This is a genomic window from Pseudomonas sp. MM213, assembly GCF_020423045.1.
GTDB classification, from domain to species: domain Bacteria; phylum Pseudomonadota; class Gammaproteobacteria; order Pseudomonadales; family Pseudomonadaceae; genus Aquipseudomonas; species Aquipseudomonas migulae.
Window position 1 is genome coordinate 3,000,868 of sequence record NZ_CP081943.1, and the last position, 25,621, is coordinate 3,026,488.

Annotated in this window: 19 protein-coding genes; 7 read left to right on the plus strand and 12 right to left on the minus strand. The window is 59.6% G+C overall.

From position 1 onward, the window contains the following. Positions 1–117: 117 nt before the first annotated feature. The gene (locus K5R88_RS13620; RefSeq protein WP_202949196.1) at positions 118–843 is read left to right on the plus strand and encodes a 4'-phosphopantetheinyl transferase family protein; all 726 of its coding nucleotides are present in this window, start codon (positions 118–120) and stop codon (positions 841–843) included. A gap of 54 nt (positions 844–897) precedes the next feature. Here the strand turns inward: K5R88_RS13620 and K5R88_RS13625 are convergent, their stop codons facing one another. Together K5R88_RS13625 and K5R88_RS13630 are read right to left on the minus strand one after the other, a co-directional pair. Continuing rightward, positions 898–2,508 carry an ATP-binding protein gene (locus K5R88_RS13625; RefSeq protein WP_008041763.1) on the minus strand — a complete coding sequence of 537 codons (1,611 nt, stop codon included), beginning with the start codon at positions 2,506–2,508 and terminating at the stop codon, positions 898–900. After that, positions 2,505–3,227, minus strand: coding sequence for a response regulator (locus tag K5R88_RS13630; RefSeq protein ID WP_008041764.1), 723 nt, complete (start codon positions 3,225–3,227; stop codon positions 2,505–2,507). The genes K5R88_RS13625 and K5R88_RS13630 overlap by 4 nt, the downstream gene beginning before the upstream one ends. Before the next feature lie 737 nt (positions 3,228–3,964). Between K5R88_RS13630 and K5R88_RS13635 the strand changes: the two genes are divergently transcribed. After that, positions 3,965–6,859 carry a ribonucleoside-diphosphate reductase subunit alpha gene (locus K5R88_RS13635; protein ID WP_008029373.1) on the plus strand — a complete coding sequence of 965 codons (2,895 nt, stop codon included), beginning with the start codon at positions 3,965–3,967 and terminating at the stop codon, positions 6,857–6,859. A 273-nt stretch (positions 6,860–7,132) separates the two neighbouring features. Here K5R88_RS13635 and flgE read toward each other — a convergent pair whose 3' ends face one another. From flgE to K5R88_RS13665, 6 genes are all read right to left on the minus strand, one after another. Further along, positions 7,133–8,452, minus strand: a complete 1,320-nt coding sequence (gene flgE, locus K5R88_RS13640) for a flagellar hook protein FlgE (RefSeq protein ID WP_192227949.1) — start codon at positions 8,450–8,452, stop codon at positions 7,133–7,135. Positions 8,453–8,483: 31 nt separating this feature from the next. After that, positions 8,484–9,206 (minus strand): flagellar hook assembly protein FlgD, encoded by a 723-nt coding sequence (gene flgD / locus K5R88_RS13645; RefSeq protein ID WP_223436517.1) that lies wholly within the window; start codon positions 9,204–9,206, stop codon positions 8,484–8,486. Between the two features lie 15 nt (positions 9,207–9,221). After that, the gene (gene flgC / locus K5R88_RS13650; RefSeq protein ID WP_007937507.1) at positions 9,222–9,665 is read right to left on the minus strand and encodes a flagellar basal body rod protein FlgC; all 444 of its coding nucleotides are present in this window, start codon (positions 9,663–9,665) and stop codon (positions 9,222–9,224) included. 3 nt (positions 9,666–9,668) lie between these two features. Further along, the gene (flgB, locus tag K5R88_RS13655; RefSeq protein WP_008041767.1) at positions 9,669–10,076 is read right to left on the minus strand and encodes a flagellar basal body rod protein FlgB; all 408 of its coding nucleotides are present in this window, start codon (positions 10,074–10,076) and stop codon (positions 9,669–9,671) included. Between the two features lie 1,285 nt (positions 10,077–11,361). Continuing rightward, positions 11,362–12,189, minus strand: a complete 828-nt coding sequence (gene cheR, locus K5R88_RS13660) for a protein-glutamate O-methyltransferase CheR (RefSeq protein ID WP_192227950.1) — start codon at positions 12,187–12,189, stop codon at positions 11,362–11,364. Between the two features lie 46 nt (positions 12,190–12,235). Continuing rightward, positions 12,236–13,168: a chemotaxis protein CheV gene (locus K5R88_RS13665; RefSeq protein WP_008033048.1), complete on the minus strand. Its 933-nt coding sequence runs from the start codon at positions 13,166–13,168 to the stop codon at positions 12,236–12,238. An 81-nt stretch (positions 13,169–13,249) separates the two neighbouring features. On the opposite strand from K5R88_RS13665, the gene flgA reads away from it, so the two are divergent. The 4 genes from flgA to K5R88_RS13685 all read left to right on the plus strand — a co-directional run bounded on the left by flgA (position 13,250) and on the right by K5R88_RS13685 (position 15,860). Next, positions 13,250–14,011, plus strand: coding sequence for a flagellar basal body P-ring formation chaperone FlgA (gene flgA, locus K5R88_RS13670; RefSeq protein WP_226300114.1), 762 nt, complete (start codon positions 13,250–13,252; stop codon positions 14,009–14,011). Positions 14,012–14,178: 167 nt separating this feature from the next. Next, on the plus strand, positions 14,179–14,505 hold the full coding sequence (gene flgM, locus K5R88_RS13675) for a flagellar biosynthesis anti-sigma factor FlgM (RefSeq protein ID WP_008033053.1): 327 nt from the start codon (positions 14,179–14,181) through the stop codon (positions 14,503–14,505). A gap of 48 nt (positions 14,506–14,553) precedes the next feature. After that, positions 14,554–15,021, plus strand: coding sequence for a flagella synthesis protein FlgN (locus K5R88_RS13680; RefSeq protein WP_008038443.1), 468 nt, complete (start codon positions 14,554–14,556; stop codon positions 15,019–15,021). A gap of 92 nt (positions 15,022–15,113) precedes the next feature. Beyond that, a complete protein-coding gene (locus tag K5R88_RS13685; protein ID WP_008038444.1) occupies positions 15,114–15,860 on the plus strand; it encodes a flagellar brake protein in 747 nt (248 codons plus the stop codon). Between the two features lie 63 nt (positions 15,861–15,923). Here K5R88_RS13685 and K5R88_RS13690 read toward each other — a convergent pair whose 3' ends face one another. The 4 genes from K5R88_RS13690 to K5R88_RS13705 form a co-directional block, all read right to left on the minus strand. After that, positions 15,924–17,294, minus strand: coding sequence for an MFS transporter (locus K5R88_RS13690; RefSeq protein ID WP_226300115.1), 1,371 nt, complete (start codon positions 17,292–17,294; stop codon positions 15,924–15,926). Positions 17,295–17,363: 69 nt separating this feature from the next. Beyond that, complete coding sequence (locus K5R88_RS13695) at positions 17,364–18,605, minus strand: glutamine synthetase family protein (RefSeq protein WP_226300262.1); 1,242 nt, start codon at positions 18,603–18,605, stop codon at positions 17,364–17,366. Between the two features lie 343 nt (positions 18,606–18,948). After that, on the minus strand, positions 18,949–19,641 hold the full coding sequence (locus K5R88_RS13700; RefSeq protein WP_008038447.1) for a sensor histidine kinase: 693 nt from the start codon (positions 19,639–19,641) through the stop codon (positions 18,949–18,951). Beyond that, entirely contained in the window at positions 19,638–21,242 is a 1,605-nt protein-coding gene (locus tag K5R88_RS13705) for a tetratricopeptide repeat-containing response regulator (RefSeq protein WP_207285402.1), read from the minus strand. Before K5R88_RS13705 ends, K5R88_RS13700 begins: the two co-directional genes overlap by 4 nt. A 243-nt stretch (positions 21,243–21,485) precedes the next feature. Here K5R88_RS13705 and K5R88_RS13710 point away from each other — a divergent pair, with 243 nt between their 5' ends. Continuing rightward, positions 21,486–25,619 (plus strand): CheR family methyltransferase, encoded by a 4,134-nt coding sequence (locus tag K5R88_RS13710; protein WP_226300116.1) that lies wholly within the window; start codon positions 21,486–21,488, stop codon positions 25,617–25,619. Positions 25,620–25,621 lie beyond the last annotated feature (2 nt).

Here is a 25,621-nt window from a genome sequence, read left to right on the forward strand (position 1 = left end):
CGCTCCTACAGGTTAGCGTTGTTCCCTGTAGGAGCGAGGCTTGCCCGCGAATGGCCGCACTGCGGTTCTGAACCTTTGCACTACCCAGCATCAAGGCAACCCGGCAAAATGCCCGACATGAATCCCGTCCCCGCCCTGCCCGCCTGCTGCACCCCACTCGATGCCCATTGGCCGCTGCCGTTCGTGTTGCCCGATACGGTGCTGCTGAGCACGCACTTCAACACCTCGCAACTGGCCGCCGATGACTTTCAGCGCAGCGCCATCGAGCCACCCGCGACCATCCAGCGTTCGGTGGCCAAGCGTCAGGCCGAGTTTCTCGCCGGCCGGGTTTGCGCTCGCGCCGCGTTGCAGCGGTTGGAAGGGCTGAATTTTACCCCGGCCATTGGCGAAGACCGGGCGCCGGTCTGGCCCGCGCACATCTGCGGCTCGATCACCCACAGCACCGGCCGCGCTGCGGCGATTGTCGCGCAGAAAACCCACTGGCGCGGCCTGGGGATGGACCTGGAAAACCTGCTCAACCCTGAACGGGCCGAGCGCCTGGCCGGGGAAATTCTCACCCCGCCGGAGTTACAACGCATGGCGGCAGGCCATCGCGATCAACTGGCGCTGCTGGTGACGCTGACGTTTTCGGTGAAGGAGAGTCTGTTCAAGGCGCTGTATCCGATTGTTCAGCAGCGCTTCTACTTCGAGCATGCCGAGGTGCTGGAGTGGTCCGAGGCGGGTGAGGTGCGGTTGCGATTGCTGACGGACCTGTCCAGTGAATGGCGCCATGGCACCGAGCTGGATGCGCAGTTCGGGGTTAAGGATGGGCAGTTGTTGAGTTTGGTGAGTATCAAGGCCTGAAGATTTACGGCGTCGGTTCGGGCCTCATCGCGAGCAGACCATTCACCGCCAATCTCAACGCTTCTCCTGATTGCGCGGCCAACTCAAACTGAAACACGCCCCACCCAGGCTCTTGCTCTTGCTGATCAACGCTCGCCCGTCATGCCAATGGATGATCCGCCGCACGATCGACAGCCCCAACCCATGCCCGCCCGAAGCACGGGTTCGGCTGTCATCGAGACGCAGGAACGGCGTAAAGATTTTCTCCCACGCGGATTCCGGCACACCCGGCCCGTCGTCCTCGATGTCCACTCGACAACGCTGCTGCCCGACCTGATAGCTGACGGTCACCCGCGATGAGGCATGACGCATGGCGTTGCTCACCAGGTTCTGGATCGCCCGGTGCAGGTAACGGGGTTCGGCCTCGACCCAGGCATCGTCGCAATCGGCGGCCGAGAGGCACAAACCGCGCTGCACCGTGACGTCGGCGCGCAAGGGCGCCAATTCTTCGATAACTTGATTGACCAGCGCATCCAGGTCAATCCGCTGGAAATTCAGCGCGGGCGAACCCTGTTCCAGCCGCGCGTAAGTGAGCATCTCGTCCACCAGCCGATCAAGGTCTTCAATGTCGTGATCCATGCCCTCGCGGTACTTCTCCAACGCCTGCGGCGTGGTGGCCGAGCCGATCATCTCCAGGCCGAAACGCAGCCGCGCCACGGGCGTGCGCAATTCGTGGGACACGGCGCGTACCAGTTCACGCTGGATCGCCAGCAACTGCTGCAAGTGCTCGGCCATGCCGTTGAACGCCGAGGCCAGGCGTCCCACCGAGTCGGCGCCGCGCGCCGGCACGCGGGTTTCCAGGCTGCCTTTGGCGATGCGCGTGGCGGCCGCTTCGAGCCCGCGCAAACGACGCTCCAGTTGCCGCACCAAGAGATAGACGATCAACCCGATCAGGCTTAAGCCCAGCGCCGCGATCAGCACCAGCCACTCCGGCGGGTAAGGATTCATCTGATATAGCGGACCGATTTCCAGTACCCACGGCGTGCCGACCATGCCGGCAAACACCCGGATCGAATCGCCGCCCTTGCCCAGCGCCATTACCGTATCGCCTTCGGCCACCCGACGGCTCTGGTCTTCGTCCATGTCCGCTTCGCCGACCGTGACCAGCCGCAAGTCGAAACCAAACCCCTTGTCTTCTTTCAACTGCGCCAGGCGCTTGGGCTGCTCGGCCACCGGCACGCGCACCAGCTCATCGGCGAGCAGGTAAATAGTTGCGCGGGCCAGTTGCTCGCTGATCTGCTGCACTTCCCCCGTGAGCACCAACTGCTCCTTGTCGCTGATCAGTCGATAGACCTTCGCTGCATGCGGACCGGTCTGCTCCACCAGCGCCTGACCACGCAGCACGCGGGTGCGCTGAGTCAGGTCGAGGTCGGTCTGGGCGAAGGTCTTCAGCGCCAACGGAATCCCGAGCAGGCGTTCCCACACCAGCAAGGCGCGGTGACGCTGGGTTTCGTTCATCGGTTGCAGGTTGTCGGCCATCAGCGAGAACGTGCCATGGGCCAGGCGCTCGCGGTATTGCTCGCTGCGCACCTGGTTGAGCATGTGCAGGGCCAGCACGCCGAGCACCGCCACCAGAATCAGCGCCGCGCACATGCCGCCATAGATGCGCAGGAAGATCGAGTTCACAGCGACGGGTCTACGCAGGCTTCCGGCACGAACAGGTAGCCTTTGCTGCGGATGGTTTTGATCAGTCGCGGATGATCCGGGTCATCGCCGATCTTCGGCCGGATGCGCGAAATGCGCACGTCGATCGAGCGGTCCTGGCCGTCATAGCCGATGCCACGCAGTGCGGTGAAAATCTCTTCACGAGAGAGGATGCGCCCGGCATTGGCCACCAACAGCCACAGCAGGTCGAACTCGGCGCTGGTCAGTTCGATGCCGTTGTCGTGCAACCAGGCTTCACGCAAGGCGTTGTCCACCACCAGCGGGCCGAATTGCAGGCGCCGTTGTTTTTCCGGAACGGGTTCAGGCGCTTCACTGCGCCGCAACAGGGCCTGGATGCGGGCCAGCAGCAGGCGTGGGCGAACTGGTTTGCAGACGTAGTCGTCGGCGCCCAGGTCGAGGCCGAGGATCTGATCGGTGTCGTCGGTACGCGCGGTGAGCATCAGGATCGGCCCGTCGTACTTGTCACGGACCTTGCGGCAAATGCTCAGGCCGTCTTCGCCCGGCAGCATCAGGTCGAGGATCACCAGGTCCGGTTTCTCCTTGATGATGCGCGCGGCCGCCAGGGCGCCGTTGCCTTCGATCGACACACGCAGGCCATTGGCCTCCAGGTATTCGCGGGTCAGTTCGGCCAGACGCTGGTCGTCTTCCACTATCAATACCTGCCAGGCTTCTTGCTCCACGGTGACCTCTGCTTGCCAACAACACTAATAAGGAAGGATCCGCCCGTCTTTTTGTAATGATTGGGGAGGATAAGAATGCGTAACCATCGGCCGATTGTATAAACGTCGCCCGCCGAGAACACAAGCCGGCAAATGCGTTCAGACAACCCGGTTTTTTGTGATAGGGTTCGCGCCCTTAAAAATCCGAATGACTGTTTTCAATCGCTGAAAATCAGTGAAAAACAGTCCGCTCCAGCTAGGTCGCGGCCTACACGCTCGTTCCACCTTTCACACACAATTTACGCACAGGTTTATCCACAGGTAGTACGTTGCAACACCCTCCGAAACGCATTATCTTGTACCCCGGCGCGAAAAAAACCCTACATGTAGGGTTTTACGCCAAAAACCAAACACAAACCGGACACCGATTTCAAGCGCTTTTATTGCCTCTTTCCGGTTGAACCAAACGTATTTTCGAAAGACCAAACCGCGCGTGCGGATGGCTACTGTTTTTGAGCCGGAAACGGCGTTAACGGTACGGGTGTTGCAGTCGATTACTGTCACCCAAAAGGATCCTGGTGTCAGGCTCAAGGCCTGGGACCAAAGACTTCGGCATGGAAGCGGCGCCCCAACAGCCCCCTTCCTGATCTGTCCCGAAGTTGGTATGCCCGGCCCAGCCGGTTGTAGTGCTTCAGGACGGAACGGTGGGCACCGTGATGGTGCCCAAACAAACATAGAGAATGTGGAGACAACCCCCCATGCAAACCGACACAACTCGCGAGAACCCGCAGGGCACTTTGCCGCAGGCCGCTGATTCGACTTCGGATCTGTCCGCCACCGCGCCTGGCCAACTGCGCGTGATCAAGCGTAACGGCACTGTCGTTCCTTACACCGATGACAAGATCACCGTCGCGATCACCAAAGCGTTTCTCGCAGTTGAAGGCGGCACCGCTGCCGCTTCGTCGCGAATCCATGACACCGTGGCCCGCCTGACCGAACAGGTCACCGCGACCTTCAAGCGTCGCATGCCGTCGGGCGGCACCATCCACATCGAAGAAATCCAGGACCAGGTCGAACTGGCCCTGATGCGTGCCGGTGAGCAGAAAGTGGCTCGCGACTACGTGATTTACCGCGACGGTCGTTCGAAACAACGCGCTGCCCACGCTCCGGCAGAAGAAGCGGTCAACGCTCACCCGTCGATCCGCATCACCCGCGCCGACGGCACTTTTGCACCGCTGGACATGGGTCGCCTGAACACCATCGTCACTGAAGCGTGCGAAGGCCTGGAAGAAGTCGACGGCGACCTGATCCAGCGCGAAACCCTGAAAAACCTGTACGACGGCGTGGCCCTGACCGACGTCAACACCGCCCTGGTGATGACTGCCCGCACCCTGGTCGAGCGTGAGCCGAACTACTCGTTCGTGACCGCCCGCCTGCTGATGGACACCCTGCGTGCCGAAGGCCTGAGCTTCCTGAACGTTGCCGAAAGCGCGACCCACCACGAGATGGTCGACCTGTACGCCAAGGCATTGCCTGCGTACATCGCCAAGGGTATCGAATTCGAATTGCTGAACCCGGTCCTGGCCACCTTCGACCTGGAAAAACTCGGCAAGGCGATCAACCACGAGCGCGATCAGCAGTTCACTTACCTGGGCCTGCAAACCCTGTACGACCGTTACTTCATCCACAAGGACGGTATCCGCTTCGAACTGCCGCAAATCTTCTTCATGCGCGTGGCCATGGGCCTGGCGATCGAAGAGAAGCAGAAAGAAGACCGTGCGATCGAGTTCTACAACCTGTTGTCGTCCTTCGACTACATGTCGTCGACTCCGACCCTGTTCAACGCCGGCACCCTGCGTCCACAGCTGTCCAGCTGCTACCTGACCACCGTGCCGGATGACCTGTCGGGCATCTACCACGCGATCCACGACAACGCCATGTTGTCGAAATTCGCCGGCGGCCTGGGCAACGACTGGACCCCGGTTCGTGCACTCGGTTCGTACATCAAGGGCACCAACGGCAAATCCCAGGGCGTGGTTCCGTTCCTGAAAGTCGTCAACGACACCGCCGTTGCCGTTAACCAGGGTGGCAAGCGCAAAGGCGCTGTATGTGCCTACCTGGAAACCTGGCACATGGACATCGAGGAGTTCATCGAACTCCGCAAGAACACCGGTGATGATCGTCGTCGTACCCACGACATGAACACCGCCAACTGGATCCCTGACCTGTTCATGAAGCGCGTCTTCGATGACGGCAAGTGGACCCTGTTCTCGCCGTCCGAAGTACCGGACCTGCACGACCTGACCGGCAAGGCTTTCGAAGAGCGTTACGAGTACTACGAAGCCCTGACCGAGTACCCGGGCAAGGTCAAGCTGTTCAAGACCATCCAGGCCAAAGACCTGTGGCGCAAAATGCTGTCCATGCTGTTTGAAACCGGCCACCCATGGCTGACCTTCAAAGACCCGTGCAACCTGCGCAGCCCGCAGCAGCACGTTGGCGTGGTCCACAGCTCGAACCTGTGCACCGAGATCACCTTGAACACCAACAAGGACGAGATCGCCGTTTGCAACCTGGGCTCGATCAACCTGCCGAACCACATCGTCAACGGCAAGCTGGACACCGCCAAGCTGGAACGCACCGTGAACACCGCTGTTCGCATGCTCGATAACGTTATCGACATCAACTACTACTCGGTGCCGCAAGCGAAGAACTCCAACTTCAAGCACCGTCCGGTCGGCCTGGGCATCATGGGCTTCCAGGACGCTTTGTACCTGCAGCACATTCCTTACGGTTCCGACGCTGCCGTCGAGTTCGCCGACAAGTCGATGGAAGCGGTCAGCTACTACGCGATCCAGGCGTCCTGCGACCTGGCCGACGAGCGCGGCGCGTACGAGACGTTCCAGGGTTCCCTGTGGTCCAAAGGCATCCTGCCGCTGGATTCGCAACAGATCCTGATCGAGCAGCGCGGCCAGAAGTACATCGACGTTGACCTGAACGAATCCCTGGACTGGGCACCGGTTCGCGCCCGTGTACAGAAAGGCATTCGTAACTCCAACATCATGGCCATCGCACCGACCGCGACCATCGCCAACATCACTGGCGTCTCGCAGTCGATCGAACCGACCTACCAGAACCTCTACGTGAAATCGAACCTGTCGGGCGAATTCACCGTGATCAACCCGTACCTGGTTCGCGACCTGAAGGCTCGCGGTCTGTGGGACTCGGTCATGATCAACGACCTGAAGTACTACGACGGTTCGGTGCAGCAGATCGAGCGCATCCCGCAAGAACTCAAAGAGCTCTATGCGACTGCCTTCGAAGTGGACACCAAGTGGATCGTCGACGCGGCAAGCCGTCGTCAGAAGTGGATCGACCAGGCTCAGTCGCTGAACCTGTACATCGCCGGCGCCTCGGGCAAGAAGCTGGACGTGACCTACCGCATGGCCTGGTACCGTGGTCTGAAAACCACTTACTACCTCCGTGCCCTGGCCGCGACCAGCACCGAGAAGTCGACCATCAACACCGGCAAGCTGAACGCTGTTTCCAGCGGCGGCAACCACGGTGAAGATTCGGTCCTGGCAGCTCCTGCCGGTCCTGCTCCAGTGCCGAAGGCTTGCGCCATCGACGAGCCGGATTGCGAAGCTTGCCAATAAGCTGAGCCGGTAGGCGCTGAAAGGCGCTTACCCGACAACCCCCGATCAGTCCTCTGGATTGGTCGGGGGTTTTCTTTTGCCCATGGAAATGTGGTGACTGGTGTGACGCCTTCGCGGGCAAGCCTCGCTCCTACAAGGTCTTGTGAACGACAAAGAGCTTTGTAGGAGCGAGGCTTGCCCGCGAAGAGGCCATCCCTGACAACACAAAATCCCGGCCACAAAAAAGCCCCTCTTCCGAGGGGCTCCTTGTGTAGCGCTTTCAACCAACCCGTATCAGGTCATCTGAATGATGGTCTGCATGATGGTGCTTTGAGTCGAGATGGTCTTGGCGTTCGCCTGGTAGTTGCTCTGCGCCTTGATCAGGTCGACCAGCTCGCTGGTCAGGTTGACGTTGGACTCTTCCAGGGAGTTGGAGTGGATCTCGCCCAAGGTGCCGGTGTTCGGCGCATCGTAGCCCGGGATACCCGACGCGTAGGTTTCTTTCCAGCTGGTGCCGCCTACTGGCTGCAGACCTTGCTCGTTGGTGAAGCTGGCGAGCGAGATCTGGCCGATGGCCTTGGTCTGGCTGTTGCTGAAGTTGGCCAGCATGATACCGCTACCATCGATGGTCAGGTTGGTGATCTGGCCGGTGGCGTAGCCGTTCTGCGTAGGAATCGAACGTGCGGTGTCAGCATTGTATTGCGAGGTTTTGGCCATGGAGACCGTAACGACGCCGGAAGTAGCGCCGTTCGCTGTCCACACGCCATTTTTCACGTCACCGGGAATCCAGCCGGTGACCCTCAGGTCAGGGCTCACGATCGGCGCCGGAACGGCCGGAGTGGTAACCGAAACCAGATTGCCCGAGGTATCGAACACCATGGTCGAAGCGACCGGCAGGTTCAACGGAACCGCGGTAGGACTAGGGTCGGTGCCATTCGGGTTGCGACCATCAATCAGGGTGTAGGTTTTCCAGGTGTTCGCCCCGGTCTTGACCATGTATTGGTCCATGACGTGCTTGTTACCCTGAGTGTCATAAATCGGGGTACTGAACTGTTTGGTGAAGGTGGCTTCTTTGGTCGAATCAAACGGGGTGGCAACCTGATCGATAACCGGTGCGGTGGAGTTCAGGTTGATCGTCGACGACACCGTGGAGGTGTTTTTTGGCGCCAGGTTCGAAGTATCGATACGCAGGTCGGTCAACACGCCGTTGATGATCTTGCCGTTGGCGTCCACGCCGTAACCTTGCAGACGCGAAGTGCCGTCGGTGTTGGTGACGTAACCGTCCTTGTCGACCTTGAACGTACCGGCACGGGTGTAGGACAGCGAGCCGTTGTCGTTCAGCACGAAGAAGCCGGAACCGTTGATGCCCATGTCCAGCACGTTGCCGGTGTTGTTGACGTCGCCCTGGGTGAACTGCTGGGAAACGTTGGCCAGGCGCACGCCGTTACCAATGGTTTTGCTGCCGGAACCCAGCTTGGTGGCCGAGTAAACGTCCGAGAATTCCGCACGGGACGATTTGAAACCGGTGGTCGCGACGTTGGCGATGTTGTTGCCGGTCACGTCCAGTTGTTTGTTGGCTGCATAGAGACCGCTAAGGCCGATATTGAAAGACATATTCCACTCCTTTGTGCCGTGTTAGTCGGCTCTACATACCAATTGTTTGTACTTTGGACAGGGCGATGCTGCCCCCACCGGCGAGATTGAGCATCAACTCACCACCGGTCTGGCTGATGGTCACGCTGCTGACAGTCGCCGGCAGGTACGTCACCAGCGAAGTCGCCTTGCCGTCGTAAGTTGCGGTGGCGCCGAAGGTGTACGTACCCGCCTTGGCCACTTCGCCTGCATCGTTCTTGCCGTCCCAGATGAAACTGGCGCTGCCGGCTTTTTGGCTGCCCAGGTCGATGGTGCGGATGACCTTGCCATCGGCGTCGGTAATCTTCACTTTCACCGGGTCCACCGAGGCCGGAACCGCGATGGTCCCGTTGAAGCTCTTGGAGGTATCGACCACGGCCTTCTCGCTCGGCGCGATGACCGAACGCCCGACCAGCGACGAAGCCTGCAGGGCCTGGGACGAGTTGTAATTGCTGGCCAGGCCACTCACGGTGGTGTTGAGCGTGGTGATGCCTTCCAGGCTGCTGAACTGCGCCAGCTGGGCAACGAACTCGCCGTTGTCCTGCGGCTCCAGCGGGTTCTGGTTCTTCAGCTGTGTCACCAGCAACTGCAGGAACGCGTCCTTGCCCAGGGCCTTTTTGCCGGTGGCGCTGTTCGTGGCGGACGCCAGGCCATCGGCGCTGGTGTTGGTCTTGATCGAGGAGTTGGCCAGGATGTCTTTGAGGCTAATGCCGCTAGTGGTATCGGTAACACTCATCTGAGTCGCCCCTTATCACTGACCGAGGGTCAGGACCTTCTGCATCATGGTTTTGGCGGTGTTCATCATTTCGGCGTTGGTCTGGAACGAACGGCTCGCGGAAATCATGTCGGCCATTTCTTCAACCACGTTGACGTTCGGGTAGTAGACGTAGCCCTTGGCGTCGGCCGCCGGGTGGTTCGGCTCATAGCGCGCTTCAAGATTGCTCTGGTCTTCGACCACGCCCAGCACTTGCACGCCCTGACCGGCCGCGTCCTGGTTCTGGAACAACGAATCGCTGCCGCCGCTCTGCCCGCCCTGGAACATGGTGGCGAACACTGGATGACGTGCGCGATAGGTCTGGTCGATGCTCGACGAGACGGTCTCGGCGTTGGCGATGTTCGAGGCCACGGTGTTCAAGCGCGTGGTTTGCGCACTCATGCCGCTACCGGCAATGTTGAAAACACTGGATAGAGACATGTCTTACTCTCCGCGAATGGCTGACATCAGCCCTTTGAATTTGCTGTTGAGCAAGGTGAAGCTGGCCTGGAAGTTGATCGCGTTTTCCGCGTAGTTCGACTGTTCCAGCTGGGCGTCCACGGTGTTCTGGTCAATCGACGGTTGCATCGGCGTGCGATACAGCAGCGACTCGTCGCCATTGCCCATGCCTTCGGCTTCGATATGACGGTTGTTGGTCATGTTCAAGGCGAATGTGCCGCTCTTGGTTTTCTCGTTCTGCTCGGCGAGCACTTTCGAGAAGTCCAGATCCCGAGCCTTGTAGTTCGGGGTGTCGGCGTTGGCGATGTTGTTGGCCAGGACTTCGGCACGCTGGGCGCGGAAGCCCAGGGCTTGTTCGTGGATACCGAGCGCTTTATCGAAGCTGATGCTCATGTCGGGAAACCTTCGGGTGACCTGATTTTTCGTACGATGGATATAGCAAGCGGCGTGCCAATTCAAAAAAGCCCGTAAACCGGGGCTTTGCGGGCTTGGGCAAGGCGGCAATGCCAGAAAAGCGGCAACGGGTTTCCGCCGTCTGCCGCTTTTCTGCCGCTTTCGGTTTGGGGCTAGGGTTGTGTGCATATCCGTTTTGGGGGTAACGGCGGCTATTGGTTTCGCCCTTACGGCGAGTCACTTGGAAGAGCCCCAAGTAACCAAGGGCTTTTGCCCCTTTCGTTCGGTGCCTCGCCTAGGCTCGGCATACCCTCGCTCCGGTCCTGCTCCGTGGGCCCGCCGCCATCGGCCATCCATGGCCGGGGGCGGCTAACCCGGCATCCATGCCGGGTTGCCCACTGCGCAGAACCTCCACTCGGCCTCTCGAGGGGGCGACCACCGCCACAGCCGCCGAGGCGGCCTGAAAGCCGACCTGGCTCTTTGGTCGTGTGCACACTTCCGCATTGTGATGGCTGCACTAATTTTGGATATTTGCACATTCCCCCTGTAGGAGCCGGCTTGCTGGCGATGGCGTCCGTCCAGCCAATACATGCGTCGACTGATCCACCGCTATCGCCAGCAAGCCGGCTCCTACAAGGGATTGGGTTCACACGATTCAAAATGGTAGGAGCTGGCTTGCCGGCGATGGGCGTCAACGACAACGCGGGCTGTCTGAATGAACGCGTTGCCCCGACGCTGTTCGCCGGCAAGCCGGCTCCTACAATGGATTGGGTTCACACGATTCAAAATTGTAGGAGCTGGCTTGCCAGCGATGGACGTCAACGATAACGCGGGCTGTCTGAATGAACGCGTTGTCCAGACGTTTTTCGCCGGCAAGCCGGCTCCTACAGGGAATCGCGTTTGCTTTTGATTTTCACCACTCATCAGGCCGAGCGTTAGCTCGCCTTCAGCTTTTGATCTGAGCGCCCCCTCGAGAGGCCGAGCGCAGGTTCTGCGCAGTGGGCAACCCGGCATGGATGCCGGGTTAGCCGCCCCCGGCCATGGATGGCCGATGGCGGCGGGCCCACGGAGCAGGACCGGAGCGAGGGCATGCCGAGCCACAGCGAGGCACCGAACGAAAGGGGCAAGAGCGCTTTGGTTACTTTCGCGCTTTTCGAAAGTGACTCGCCGTAAGGGCGAAACCAATAGCCGCCATAACCCCAGAAACGGATATACACACCAACACAGCAGACAAAAAAAAACGGGAGCCCCAAGGACTCCCGTTTTTCAAACTACCGCCAACCCATCACTTAGCCTGGTAAATGATCCCCGGGCTGCACTGGACCATCTGGTAATGATCCGGCAAACCGTTCAGCGCTTCAGACGCGCCAAGGAACAGATAACCGCCAGGCTTCAACGTGCTGTGGATGCGCAACAGGATGTCTTTCTTCACCTCGGCGGAGAAATAGATCAGCACGTTGCGGCAGAACACGATGTCGAACTTGCCGAGGCTCGCGTAGCTGTCCAGCAGGTTGAACGAGCGAAACTCCACCCGACTCTTGATCGGCGCCTTGATGGCCCAGCGCCCCGGCCCTTTCGGGTCGAAATAACGTTGAAGACGCTCGGGCGACAACCCGCGGCCGATGGCCAGGCTGTCGTACTCGCCAGTCTTGCAGTTGGTCAGCATGGTGCCGGACAGGTCAGTGGCAACGATCTGCACACCCATCTTCAACTGGCCCATATTGACCCGCTCGAACTCGTCGATGGACATCGACAGCGAATACGGTTCCTGACCCGACGAGCAGGCCGCCGACCAGATTCGCAAGCGTTGCCCCGGAGCCGCCTTGATCGCTTCGGGCAGTACCTTGTTCTTCAAGACTTCAAACGGATAGGTGTCACGAAACCACAGGGTTTCGTTGGTCGTCATGGCATCGACCACCAACTCGCGCAAACCGCTGCGCGGCTGGGTCTGGATGCGCTGAACCAGCTCACCCAGGGACTTGATGCCTTGCTGTTCCATCAGTTTGTTGAGACGGCTCGAAACCAGGTACTGCTTGTTTTCACCGAGCAAAATGCCACAGGCTTTTTCCAGGAAGACCCGGAACTGTTCGAAATCCAAATTACCCGTAGACAAAGATGCCGCCTCTTAAATCGTGTTAACCACCAAGGGCAAAAGGCCCCTAGCTGATGTCTGCTGCTTTGATCCGGTCAACTACCCGGGATGCCAGGTCATCAGGACGGAATTTGGCCAGGAAGTCATCGGCACCGACTTTCTTGACCATCGCCTGATTGAACACACCCGACAACGAAGTATGCAGGATGATATGAAGCTTTTGCATGCGAGGGTCGTTGCGGATCTCGGCCGTCAGGGTGTACCCGTCCATCTCCGGCATCTCGATGTCGGAGATCATCATCAGGAACTCTTCTTCCGGCTTCTTACCCTCGTCGGCCAGTTTGCGCAGATAATCCAGCGCTTGCCGTCCGTCGTTCAACGCCACCACTTCGACACCGACCGTTTGCAGGCAACGCGTGACCTGCTTGCGCGCCACCGACGAGTCATCGACCGTCAGCACCCGCAGCGACAGCGCCTTGTGCTGGGTTTCGACATCGACCACGCCGACGGAAATCGCTTCCGGTGTCGGCGCCACTTCCGCCAGGATCTTCTCGACGTCGATGATTTCGACTAACTGATTGTCGACCCGAGTCACAGCCGTCAGGTAATGATCGCGTCCGGTGCCCTTGGGAGGCGGATGAATCTCCTCCCAGTTCATGTTGACGATGCGTTCCACCGAGCGCACCAGGAAACCCTGGGTCTTGGTGTTGTACTCCGTGATGATCACGAAAGGATTGCTTTGATCTTTAAGCGCCCCGGAACCAGTCGCCATTGCCAGATCAAGGATCGGAATGGTCGCCCCCCGGATATTTGCCACACCGCACACGACAGGACTGGACTTGGGCATCAGGGTCAGCTTGGGGCATTGCAGCACCTCGCGAACCTTGAACACGTTGATCCCGTACAGCTGCTGGCCGTCGAGACGGAACAACAACAGCTCCAGGCGATTCTGCCCTACCAGTTGCGTGCGCTGGTTTACCGAATCCATTACACCAGCCATGCCCAGACTCCTACACCAACGCTAAGTGTGTTGCGACGCACATTCATCACTAAACGGCACGGCGCTTGCTTTTTAACTTTTATGAACACAGAACCGACATTTTTCCGACGCCTGACATCACCTATCCGCAGATTGCTCTGTGCAGTGTCGGCCGTTTGCCTGTTCAACGCTGGCAGCCCTGCCTTTGCTGACGCAGTTACCTTGCCTGACATGCTTATCGGCGTCACCCAGGGCTTTCTTGAATTCACCGTAGAAGACTATCTGGCTACCAGTCAAACGGAAGGTCGCTACGAAATCCAGGTCAACCAGCTCGACCAGCGACTGCGCATGCCCATGTGCGACAAGGAATTGACAGCCAGCCTCGAGAGTCCGGCCAAGCCGCTGGGCCGGGTCACGGTCAAGGTTCGCTGCGAGGGGGCATCGCCCTGGACAGTCTTCGTACCCGCTCAAGTCCGCCTGTTTCGCGACGTTGTGACCGTCACCCGGCCCCTGCGCCGCGCAGGGATTGTCGAGCCCGATGACGTGACGCTGCGCGAGCGTGACGTCAGCCTGATTGGCCAGGGCTACTTCACATCCGTAGACCAGGCGATCGGCCAGCGACTTACCCGACCAATGGTCACCGACCAGGTGATTACCCTGGTTCATCTCGAACAGGCGGAAGTCATTAGCAAAGGCGATCAGGTGGTGATTACCGCCCGCAGTGGTACGCTCAGCGTGCGAATGCCCGGCGAGGCCCTGTCCAATGGCAGAATGGCCGAGCAGATACGGGTGAAAAACCTCAACTCCAGACGGGTCATCAAGGCGCAGGTTACCGCGCCAGGTCAGGTGGAAGTGTCCATGTAGGATTCTCTGTTCGTGAAGATGTGGCGTTGCCCGAGGCTGTTCCCTAAACTGTGCCGCATGCAGGAGAAGTGCTGGCGCATGCGGGCCCATTTGATAAATGGGTCTAAAGTTTTCACAGGGAGAGCCGAAAACATGGCAAGCGTCCAAATACTCAGAGGTTTTTTACCATGGTCATCGATTTCAGCCGTTTGAACAGCTCCTCGCCACTTACGGGCAGTACACGTACCAGCGTTGCCAAGGAAACTGCCGACGCCGGCAAATCCGCGCCGCTGAATACCCCGGCCGAACAGGCCACTGCCATCAAAAGCGGGGAATCGGTACACCTCAGCAATGAGGCTCAACAGTTGCAACAGGTCACTGACAAGCTGCGCGATCAGCCTGCCGTCGACAACGCCCGTGTGGCCGAGTTGAAAGCAGCGATTGCCGATGGCAGCTATAAAGTCGACAGCAGCCGTGTAGCCAGCAAACTGCTCAACTTCGAAGCCCAGCGCTAGGCTACGGCCCGCGCCAGGCTTTTGGACGCTTAAAACCCAAGGCCAGCCATGCAAGACACTAATTTACTGCAACTGATCACCGACGACTTTGCTCCAGCGCAACACTTGCTTGAGTTACTGCAAACCGAGTCCCTCGCCTTGCACGGTCGGGACATGCCACTGCTCGAAGAGATTCTGGCGCAGAAACAGGCATTGATCATTCTGCTTGAACAGCATGGCCGCAAGCGCAGCGAAATCCTCGCCAGCCTCAACCTGCCGACCAATCGCAACGGCCTGGAGCAACTCGCCAGCCATTCGAGCATTGGCGAGCAGTTGCTGGCCCAGAGCGATGTGCTGACCGATCTACTGGCTCAATGCCAGGCGGCGAACGCCAATAATGGCCAGTCCATCCTGGTCCAACAGGCCGCCACGGCCAATCAGCTGAAAATCCTGACCGGCGGTGAACCGCCAGCGCTTTATGACGCCCGCGGATCAACCGCCAAGCTTGCGAAGCCGCGCCCGCTCAGTCAGGCTTGAGCCCGCAAATGACCGCGCCCTATCAAGACTCGCAACATGCTGGCAATATACTGGCCAGCCGTAGTCATATTTTGTCTGGAGATTGATGAACCGTGTCCAATGCCTTAACCGCGGAAGATGCCCCGCAGCCACCCAAGGTGCTTACCACACCGTTGGAAATCTCCGGCAACCTGCGCCAACTGCAAGAAAGCCATGACCCGCTGATCATCACGTTCCATGAGCGCACCCAGCGCTTCCAGAGCTATCTGGTGGACGTGGACCGCGAGCGCGGGACCATCGCGCTCGACGAAATGATCCCGCGTGACGGTGAGCGCTTCATGCTGGCCGGCGAACCGTTCAAGGTCGAAGGTTTTCACGAAGGCGTGCGCATTGCCTGGGAAAGCAACGGTCAACTGACCATCGACGAGTCCGGTGACAGCCGCTGCTATCGTGGCCCGCTGCCGGATGAAGTGGTTTATCACCAGCGTCGCAATGCCTTCCGCGCAGCCTTGAAGCTGGCCCAACTGGTCAACGTCGATCTGGACGGTGAAAAGCTCAAGGCGCCGATCAGCGGCAAGCTGTTGGACATCTCCGCCACCGGCTGCAAGTTGCGCTTTGAAGGCGACATCACCGGCAGCCTGCAATTGGGTCAGGTCTACGACCGCTTCGCCGCCGCCCTGCCCTTTGGCAAAATGACGGCACCGGTCGAACTGCGTTATCTGCACTTCGAAGAAAGAATCTCCACCACCTTCGCCGGCATCCGCTTTCATAACATGAGCGGCCTGGTGCAGCGTCAGGTCGAGCGTTTCGTCTACCAGCTTCAGCGCGAAGCACGACGTTTCGACAAAGACGACCTGTAATTCAAGCACCCATAAAAAACGGGCAGTCCCTTGCGGTGACTGCCCGTTTTTTTATGCCCCGATTTAAGGCCTGGCCTCGGTGAAGCTTTGCTCGCGGCCCGCGTCAGGGTCCTCCGGAGGTGGAGTGGTGGGTGTCTCGGCCTCCGACTCAGGAGCCGGATCAGGATTGGCCGGGGTCTGCATCTGGTCCTGCACCACTTGCTCATCAACCCGTGGATCAAGGCAAGCCACCAGCGGCGAACTCGACATGCTGTCCGGCATGGCGACGTGATGCAGCGGCGCGTCGTCGACCTGATGCAGGTTGGTCACCGCTTTCGGGCGGATCCGCCACACCAGCACCAACGCAAAGAAACTGAAGAAGGCGTAGAGCATCTGACTGCCGAACATCTTCATCAGTACCCCGGCGACCAACGGCCCGATACTCGCGCCGACACCGTAGGTCACCAGCAACATCGCCGTCAGTGATACCCGCCGATCAGCCTCGACGTGGTCATTGGAAAACGCGACCGCCAGCGGGTACAGGCAGAATTTCACCAGCGAGCAGATAAAACCGGTGATGAACAACACCTCCAGCGGCACCTGCTTCATGATCGCCAGCGGCAACGCGGCGAGGGCCAGCACCAGCGCAAAACAGCGGATTAACAGCGCCCGGTCATAACGGTCGGACAACCAGCCCAACGGCCACTGCACCAGCAGGCCGGCAAAAATGCAGCTACCCATGAACAGACCGACCTGCTCCGTGGACAACCCTTGCTGCGAGGCATACAACGGCGCCAGACCGTAGAACGAGCCGATGATCAGCCCCGCCCCCAGCACCGTACTCAACGACTGCGGCACACGCTTGATAAAGAAGCGCGGCTCCATCGGCGCCGGATGCAGCGGCGCCGGGTGAATCCGCCGCGTCAGGGCCACCGGCACCAGGCACAGGGCAAAGCACAGGGCGACCAGCATCAGAAGCTCCAGACCGAGGCCCGGGTGCATGACCAAAATGAGCTGCCCCAGCACCAGGCCAAGATAAGAAGCGATCATGTAACCGCTGAACACCGTGCCACGCTGCGAGGCTTCGGCCTGCTCATTGAGCCAGCTTTCGATGACCATGTACTGGCACATCATGCCGAGACCGACGATGACCCGCAGGAATATCCACGCCGGCAGCCAGTCCACCAGACCATGGCCCAGCACCGCCGCGCCGACAATCCCGGCGCAGGCCGAATAAGCCCGGATATGCCCGACCCGGGCAATCAACCGGTGACCGATCTTGCCCCCCAGCACGAGGCCGAAATAGTTGGCCGCCATCAACGCACCGACCCACAGGCTGTCGACATGGTCGGCCGCCAGGCGCAAGCCCAGGTAAGTACTCAGCAAGCCGGAGCCGATCAACATCATCAGCGAGGCGAAATACAGCGCTCGAAAGGGTTTCCAGATTTGGCGCATCGGCGTTCCGAGCGGCTCCTTGCGGTAAGAAACGGGCTATCCGAAAGATAGCCCGAAGACGAAGGTTCGTCAGGCCTGGGCGGCTAAAACACGGCGCTCCCAGGGCGTAATTTCATCAAAGAAGCTGGTCAACTCCATGGTCTTCGAAGCGACGTAGCCTTCGATGAACTCCTTGCCGAACAGTTCCTTCGCCAATTGGCTACGTTTCAGACGCTCGAGCGCGGCATGCAAGGTACACGGCAACGAAAGATTATCCGGCACCTCGAACTCACCCTGGATCGCTTCACTCGGCTCCAACCTGTTTTCAATGCCATACAACCCGGCCGCCAGGCTCGCTGCAATCGCCAGATACGGGTTGGCATCAGCCCCCGGCAGGCGGTTTTCCACCCGACGCGCCACCGGCGAGCTGGCCGGGATGCGCAAACCGGCTGCCCGATTGTCGTAGGACCAGCAGGCATTATTCGGTGATGCGAACGGATGGCACAAGCGCTGATAGGAGTTCACGTTCGGTGCAAATAATGCCGTGAAATCCGCCATGCCGGCCTGCTGGCCACCGATGAAGTGACGGAAGGTCGCCGTCGGCTCACCGGCCTCGTCGCTGAAGACGTTACGCCCGGTGGCGATCTCGACGATGCTCTGGTGAATATGCATCGAGCTGCCCGGCGTGTGCGCCAGTGGCTTGGCCATGCAGACCACCGTCAACCCATGCTTGAGCGCCACTTCTTTAAGCAGATGCTTGAACAGCAATGTCTGGTCGGCCAGCAACAAGGGATCGCCGTGCAGCAGGTTGATCTCGAACTGACTGACGCCCATCTCGTGCATGAACGTATCGCGCGGCAAACCGAGGGCCGCCATGCACTCATAGACTTCACTGAAAAACGGCCGCAAGCCGTTATTGGAACTGACACTGAACGCCGAATGACCGTCCTCGCGCCGCCCGTCCAGGCCCACCGGCGGCTGGAACGGTTGCGTCGGGTCGGTGTTGGGTGCGAAGACAAAAAACTCAAGCTCAGTGGCCACCACCGGCGCCAGCCCAAGGGCGGCGTAACGCGCGATAACTGCTTTGAGTTGACCGCGAGTCGACAGAGGGGAGCTTTCGCCGGTCAGTTCGTCCGCATCGCAAATGGCCAAGGCACGCGGCTGCTTGCTCCAGGGCAAGCGATGGATCTGCGCAGGGTCGGGCACCAGCGCCAGGTCGCCGTCATCGCTGCCGTAAAAACGCGCTGGCGGATATCCGCCCATGATGCATTGCAGCAGCACACCCCGCGCCATCTGCAAACGCCGCCCCTCGTGAAAGCCTTCGGCCGTCATGACCTTGCCACGAGGCACGCCGTTCAAATCCGGCGTAACACATTCAATCTCATCAATGCCCGTCAATCGCTGCGCGAGTGAGCGCTGGCCACCGGTTGTCATGACGCAATCCTTTGTAGTTGTGCAAGCCGCGAACGGCGACCGTACAAAATAGGCTCCGCGTGTTCGGAATATCAAGCAGCGACTTGCAAATACACCCTCACGGATCACGCCCACTCCCTGTAGGAGCGAGCGGTGCGGCGATCCGACTTGCCCGCGAAGGCGTTGTACCAGCCAATACTTGAATTAACTGACACATCGCCTTCGCGGGCAAGCCTCGCTCCTACAGGGGGATGCGGTGTTTTCAGGGGAGATAGAGGCTGAACACACCACCGCCCAACGGGCCGCCGTTGCTGATTTCTGTGCGCCCACCAATCCCGTTGCGCTGATGCAACGCGGCAATCCGTCCGGCGAAATACAGGCCCAGGCCGGTGCTGCCGCTGCTGTGGTTGATGCCCTGCACGTAATCGGCCTGACGCTCGATCATCTCGGCCGGGTAACCCTCGCCATCGTCGTTAATGGTCAACACCAATTGCCCGGCCTCGTCGCTCACCGTGATCAACAATGCGTGACGGGCGTAACGGATGGCGTTGTTGATGCTGTTGGCCAGCACCGACGCAATCAGCTCACGGTCGAAGAAACCCAACGGGCTCAGCGGGTCCACTTCATAGGTCGCCATGATGCCGCGACTGGCGAACACGTCCTGATGACAGGCCAGTTGTGCTTCGATGAAGTCATCCAGTTCGTGGTAAGCCGGCTGCAATGGCATCTGGTTGACGCCAAGTTTGTACAGCCCCAGCAACTGCACCAGCATGCCGTTGAGGTGGGCGAACTCAAACTCGATCACACCCTGCTCCGGGGTGTGCCGCTCCGGGTCGGGCAAGCGCGCCAGCCATTGGCTGTGTGCCTGCATCAGCATCGCCAGAGAGTTCTTCATGTCGTGCACGGTGGAAGCAATCACCGTGGAGAAATCCAGTGCCGGGTTGTCTTGGTTCATCCGCTGAACGCCTTGATTTTCAGTTTCTGATAACGCGCATATCGCGCATCGGTATCGGGCATCAGGCCGACCGTTTTCAGGCAGGCGCGACATTCTTCAAGCTCCGCCGATGGCGCGCTGGTGTCGGTGCCATGCAGCAGCGATTGCGCCATGTTCAACGCAATACTGATGTTCTTCGGTTGCAACGCCAGGGCTTTGCGGAACACCGCCCGCGCCTCCACCAGGTTGCCGGTCTTGTACACCCGCACGCCTTGACGGTTGAGTTCCGCCGCATCGTTGCCGGAGTTGAGGATGCTCGGGTCGTCGGTCAGCTTGGCGATGCCCTGCATCACTGTCGGATCGTCACCGTAGATTTCTGCGCAGTTTTTCAGCATCGACTTGCCTGCATCAGCCTGCCCAAGCATTTGCAGCTGCTTGGCCACCAGCAGCGCGGCTTCGGCACTCATGAATTGCTCCATGCCATCGAGGCGCAACATCGCCTGCTCGGTGAGCTTTTCCGCGGTTTCGGCGTCGTTGAGCAACAGGCTGGTGGCCTTCATCAGCCGCGCACGAATCTGCAGGCCCGGGTCGGAAGGGTTTTCCTTGGCCACGGCACTCAGCGTGGTGTTGATTTCCAGCCGGGTCCGGGTGTCCAGGCCCTTTTCGCTGCCCTTGCTGATCAACGCATGGGCGAGGCCGAGGTTGCTTTCGGCGTCCTTGAAACGTGACTGGGCACCCTGGCTGACGGCCTGACGATAAGCTTTGGACGCGGTATCGAAATCTTCGTTGGTCATCGCCAGCTTACCCAGCAGCGCTTGCCGGCGTACGGCCAGCGGCGACAAACGAATCGCCTCCTCCAACACCTGTTGCGCAGCCTTGGTGTCGCCCTCGGCGACCAGCACATCGGCCATGCCGTCATAGAGCGCCGGCATCATCGGGAACACTTTCAACGCTTTTTCGTAGACGCCCTTGGCCTGGCTGACCTGACCCCGCTTGAACAGCAACTGGCCCAGCCCGGCAAAGGCCCATGGCAAAGGCCGATCGGCAATGATGCTGTCGTAGAGTCGCTCCAGCGCTTCGTTCTGGTTCAAGTCGCGCAAGGCATCGGCGCGGTAGCGCAAACACAGCGGCGAGTAGCGGATGTCCTGCTTGCACAAGGCGATGCAGGCATTGAGCACTTCAACCGGTTTACCGCGATCGAGCGCCTGCAGGATCGGCTTGAGCAAGGTCTTGCGCTGCTCCAGACGTTCCAGGCGCTGAGCCAGGCCGGAACGGTTGAAGGGTTTGGTCAGGTAAGCATCGGGCTCATGTTCCAGGGCGCTGAGCACCATCGCCTGGCTGGTCTCGGCGGTGACCATGACAAACACGGATTCGTGGCTGATCAGCTTCTCGACCATCAGGTCTTCGAGAACCTGCTGACCGTTCTTCTTGCCATCGCCGAGGTGGAAATCCTGGAGGATGAAATCGTAGGACTTCTGCGAACACATGCGCAGCGCCTGCTCGCCGGTGTCGGCGGTGTCCACGTCCTTGACGCCCAGCTCACGCAGCATGGACCTGACGGAACTGCGGAAATCCGAGAAATCATCGACGATCAAAAAACGCTTTTGGTGATACGACAGCATCGAAGATTTCCAGGCAATTTTAAGAAGAAGATCATGACTGTCCGGGTTATCGGCCAGCAGGGCCATTCACTTGAAGAATTGGAATGCATTTGCGCCGCTGGAGTCCAAATTTAAAAGGGCCGCGAATGCGGGCTAAATATTTGAAGGCGTTATTGAAAAACGGGATTATCCTGATTTATTGCAACGCGTCTGCTACCCCTCTTTCAGACCCAGACGCTCCCGTCGTCGGCACAGGCAAAAGTTATGACCACCACTCCCAATCGCTCAGCGAATTCCAATGAGCGAAAGACCCTGATCCCCAGTACCCTGGATTTTCCGGTGGTGGGAATTGGCGCGTCGGCAGGTGGGCTGCAAGCCATCAAGCTGTTCTTCGAAAACATGCCGCAGGACAACGGCATGGCGTTCGTGATCATTCTTCACCTCTCCCCCGATCACCAGAGCATTGCCGACAGGATCGTCCAGGAATCGACCGCGATGCCGGTTCTGCAAGTCACTGAAAGGGTGTCCATCGAGAAAAACCATGTGTACGTCATTTCACCGGCGCAACGCCTGTCGATGAACGATGGTTTTCTTGAGGTCAGTACCAGCGATACCCGGGAATCCCGGCACGCCTCGATCGATCTGTTCTTCCGCGACCTGGCCGATGTCCATCGGGAACGAGCGTTCTGCCTGGTGCTGTCGGGCACCGGCTCCGACGGTGCCGTCGGTCTTTCGCGCATCAAAGAACAGGGCGGCGTCACGCTGGCGCAGGCACCGGAAGACGCCGAGTTCGACGGCATGCCCCGCGCCGCCATCGATACCCGCATGGTTGACCTGGTTTTGCCGGTCGTTGAAATGCCGCAAAAACTGCTGGAGTTGTGGCGTAACTCTCAGGAAATCAGCTTGCCCATTGCCAACGACCCCGAACCGCAGACCATTGTCGCCATCTCCGAACGCGAAGCGCTGGTGGCGGAGCAAATGCTGCACGACATTCTGATCCAGTTGCGTACCGGCACCGGCCATGATTTCAAACACTACAAACGCGCCACCGTGTTGCGCCGGATCGAACGGCGGATGCAGGTCACGTCTCAACCGGATCTGGCGTCCTATTTCCATTACCTGCAAAACAATCCCGAAGAAACCAAGGCCCTGCTCGGCGACATGCTGATCGGCGTGACCAACTTCTTCCGCGATCGCGAGGCCTTCGAAGCGCTGGAGCGCGATGTCCTGCCGCAACTGGTCAGTGCCGCCGTGTCGGCGCAGCCAGAGAAAGAAGAAATTCGCGTCTGGTCTGCGGGTTGTTCCACCGGCGAAGAAGCCTACAGCCTGGCGATGTTGCTCAGCGATCAGTTGCAACTGGACGCCAGTGCGGCATCGCTGCAACTGTTTGCCACTGACATTGACGAGCGCGCCATCAGCGTCGGCCGGGCCGGGCTGTACCCGCAAGCCATCGTCACCGACGTGCCGCCCACACGACTGCGGCATTACTTCCTCAAGGAAGATGACCATTACCGGATTCGCAAGGAAATCCGCGAAAAAGTCCTGTTCGCCAAACACAGCCTGCTGTCCGATCCGCCGTTCTCGCAGATCGACCTGATCGTGTGCCGCAACCTGCTGATCTATCTCGATCGCGAAGTGCAGCGCGAAATCCTGCAAATGTTCCACTTTGCCCTGCGCCCCGGCGGGTTCCTGTTTCTCGGCTCCTCCGAAAGCGCGGACGCATGCCACGAACTGTTCGCCCCGGTGGACAAGCGCAACCGGATCTTCCGCGCCAAGACCGGTACGGCCAACAGTCGCCGCACGCCGACCATGCCGCGTGGAGGCTACGTGCGGACCAACATTTCCCAGCAGCCGACGCACAGCGGTGTACAGCGCAAAACCTCTTTCGCCGACATCCATCAACGCGCCCTCGAACAGTCGGCGCCACCGAGCGTGATCGTCGACGCCAACGCCGACATTCTGCACATGAGTGAAAGTGCCGGGCGTTTCCTGCGGCACGTCGGTGGTGAGATGTCGCGCAATTTACTGACGTTGATCCTTCCAGAGCTGCGCCTGGAACTGCGCACCACGTTGTTCCAGGTTCAGCAGAGCAGCCTGTCGGTCAAATCCCGCGAGGTGTCGATCAAGCGTGATGAGCGGCGTTATCTGATCGATCTGGTCGCTCATCCCTACAAGGATGAAGGCTCGGACAGCGAGTACGTGCTGGTGATTTTCGAGGAGGTCGAAGTCGATCCTTCAGAACTGGCGGCGACCACCGTGCTGCAGAACGAAAACCAGGTGCTGTCCAACCTCGAACGCGAACTGCAACGCACCAAGCTGCATTTGCAGGACACCATCGAACAATCGGAAGTCTCCAGCGAAGAGCTCAAGGCCTCCAACGAAGAAATGCAGGCGATCAACGAAGAACTGCGCTCGGCCACCGAAGAGCTGGAGACCAGTAAAGAAGAGCTGCAATCCATCAACGAAGAGTTGCTGACGGTCAATTTCGAGCTGAAAACCAAGGTCGAAGAAACCGACAAGATCAACGACTACCTGACCAACCTGATCGCCTCCACCGACATCGCCACGGTATTTGTCGACCGCAGCATGCGCATCAAGTGGTTCACCCCGCGTGCCACCGACATTTTCAGCATGCTGCCGGTGGACACCGGGCGCTCCCTGCTCGACATCACCCATCGCCTGCATTACGACAACCTGGCCGGTGATGCCGCGCTGGTGTTCGAATCGCTGAACATGATCGAGCGTGAAGTCAGCAGCACCGACAATCGCTGGTACATCGCCCGCCTGCTGCCCTACCGCTCCAGCGAAGACCACATCGACGGCACCGTGCTGACCTTCATCGACATCACCAAGCGTCGGGCGGCCGAAGAAGAGCTGCGCCTGGGCGAGGAGCGCATGCGCCTGGTCGCTGAAAGCACCCGCGACTACGCGATCATCACGCTCGATGAACAAGGGGTGATCACCACCTGGAACAAAGGCGCGGAGTTGATCTTCGGCTACAGCAAGGCCGAGGCCGAAGGCGCCTACTATGACTTCATTTTCTCTGCGGAGGACCGCGCGGCAGGCGTGCCGGAAAACGAGCTGCTGACGGTGCGCAACCACGGTCGCAGCGACGATGAACGCTGGCATTTGCGCAAGGATGGCAGCCGCTTCTTTTGCAGCGGCGAAGTGACTCTGCTCAGCGGCGATAACCTGCAGGGCTACGTGAAAATTGCCCGTGACCTGACCGGCCATAAACGCCAGCACGAAGAACAGAGTCAGGAGCTGGCCGAGACTCGTAACACCAACAACCTCAAGGACGAGTTCTTTGCGGTCATGTCCCACGAGCTCAAGCACCCGCTGAACCTGATCCAGCTCAACGCAGAATTGCTGCGGCGCTTGCCGGTGACCAAGTCGCTGGCACCGGCGGCCAGGGCGGTGAACACCATCTGCGACGCGGTCACCAGCCAGGCGCGGATCATCGACGATCTGCTGGATGTCGCCCGGGTCCGCACCGGCAAGCTCAAGCTGCAAACGGTCGCCGTCGACCTCGCCAGTGTGCTGCGCGATGTCCACACTGTCGTGCTCAATGACCAGCATGACGTCACGGTCGAACTGCTGGTGCCGTCCGATGCATTGATGGTCCAGGCCGACCCGACACGGCTGGAGCAAATCATCTGGAACCTGGTGAACAATGCACTGAAATTCACCCCGACCAAGGGGCGTGTGCAATTGATCGCCAGCCAGGCCGGGGACATGGCGCGGCTCGACATCAAGGACAATGGCGTCGGCATTGCCCCGGAAAACCTCGATCACGTGTTCGACCTGTTCGGCCAGGCCGAAAAACAACATGCCACCCATAACCGTGAAGGGCTCGGGATTGGTTTGTCACTGGTCCGTCAGTTGACCGAGGCGCAACGCGGTGCAGTCGAGGTGAGTTCGGCCGGTGTAGGCACAGGCTGCACGTTCACCGTCTACCTGCCATTGGCCAAAACCGACGGCGAAGCGCAAGCCGCTGCCCAGACCGAAGAGAGCTGCGGCAGACTGAGCGGACTGACGATTCTGTTGGTGGACGATTCCGCGGACGTGCTGGAAACCCTGAAAATGCTGCTGGAGATGGAAGATGCGCAAGTGATTGCCTTTGACCGCCCGGTGGCGGCGCTGGACGCGGCGAAAAGTACCCGATTCGACCTGATCATTTCCGACCTCGGCATGCCGGTCATGAATGGCCACGAGTTGATGAGCGCACTGCGTGAGTTGCCGCTCGCGAAGGATGTGCCGGCCATCGCCCTGACCGGCTACGGGGCTCACAGCGACATTCAGAAATCGCGACAGTCGGGCTTTGACCAGCATGTTGGCAAACCGGTGTCCTACGATGACCTGATCCAGACCATCGAGACGCTGCGCAACCAGCGCTGAAG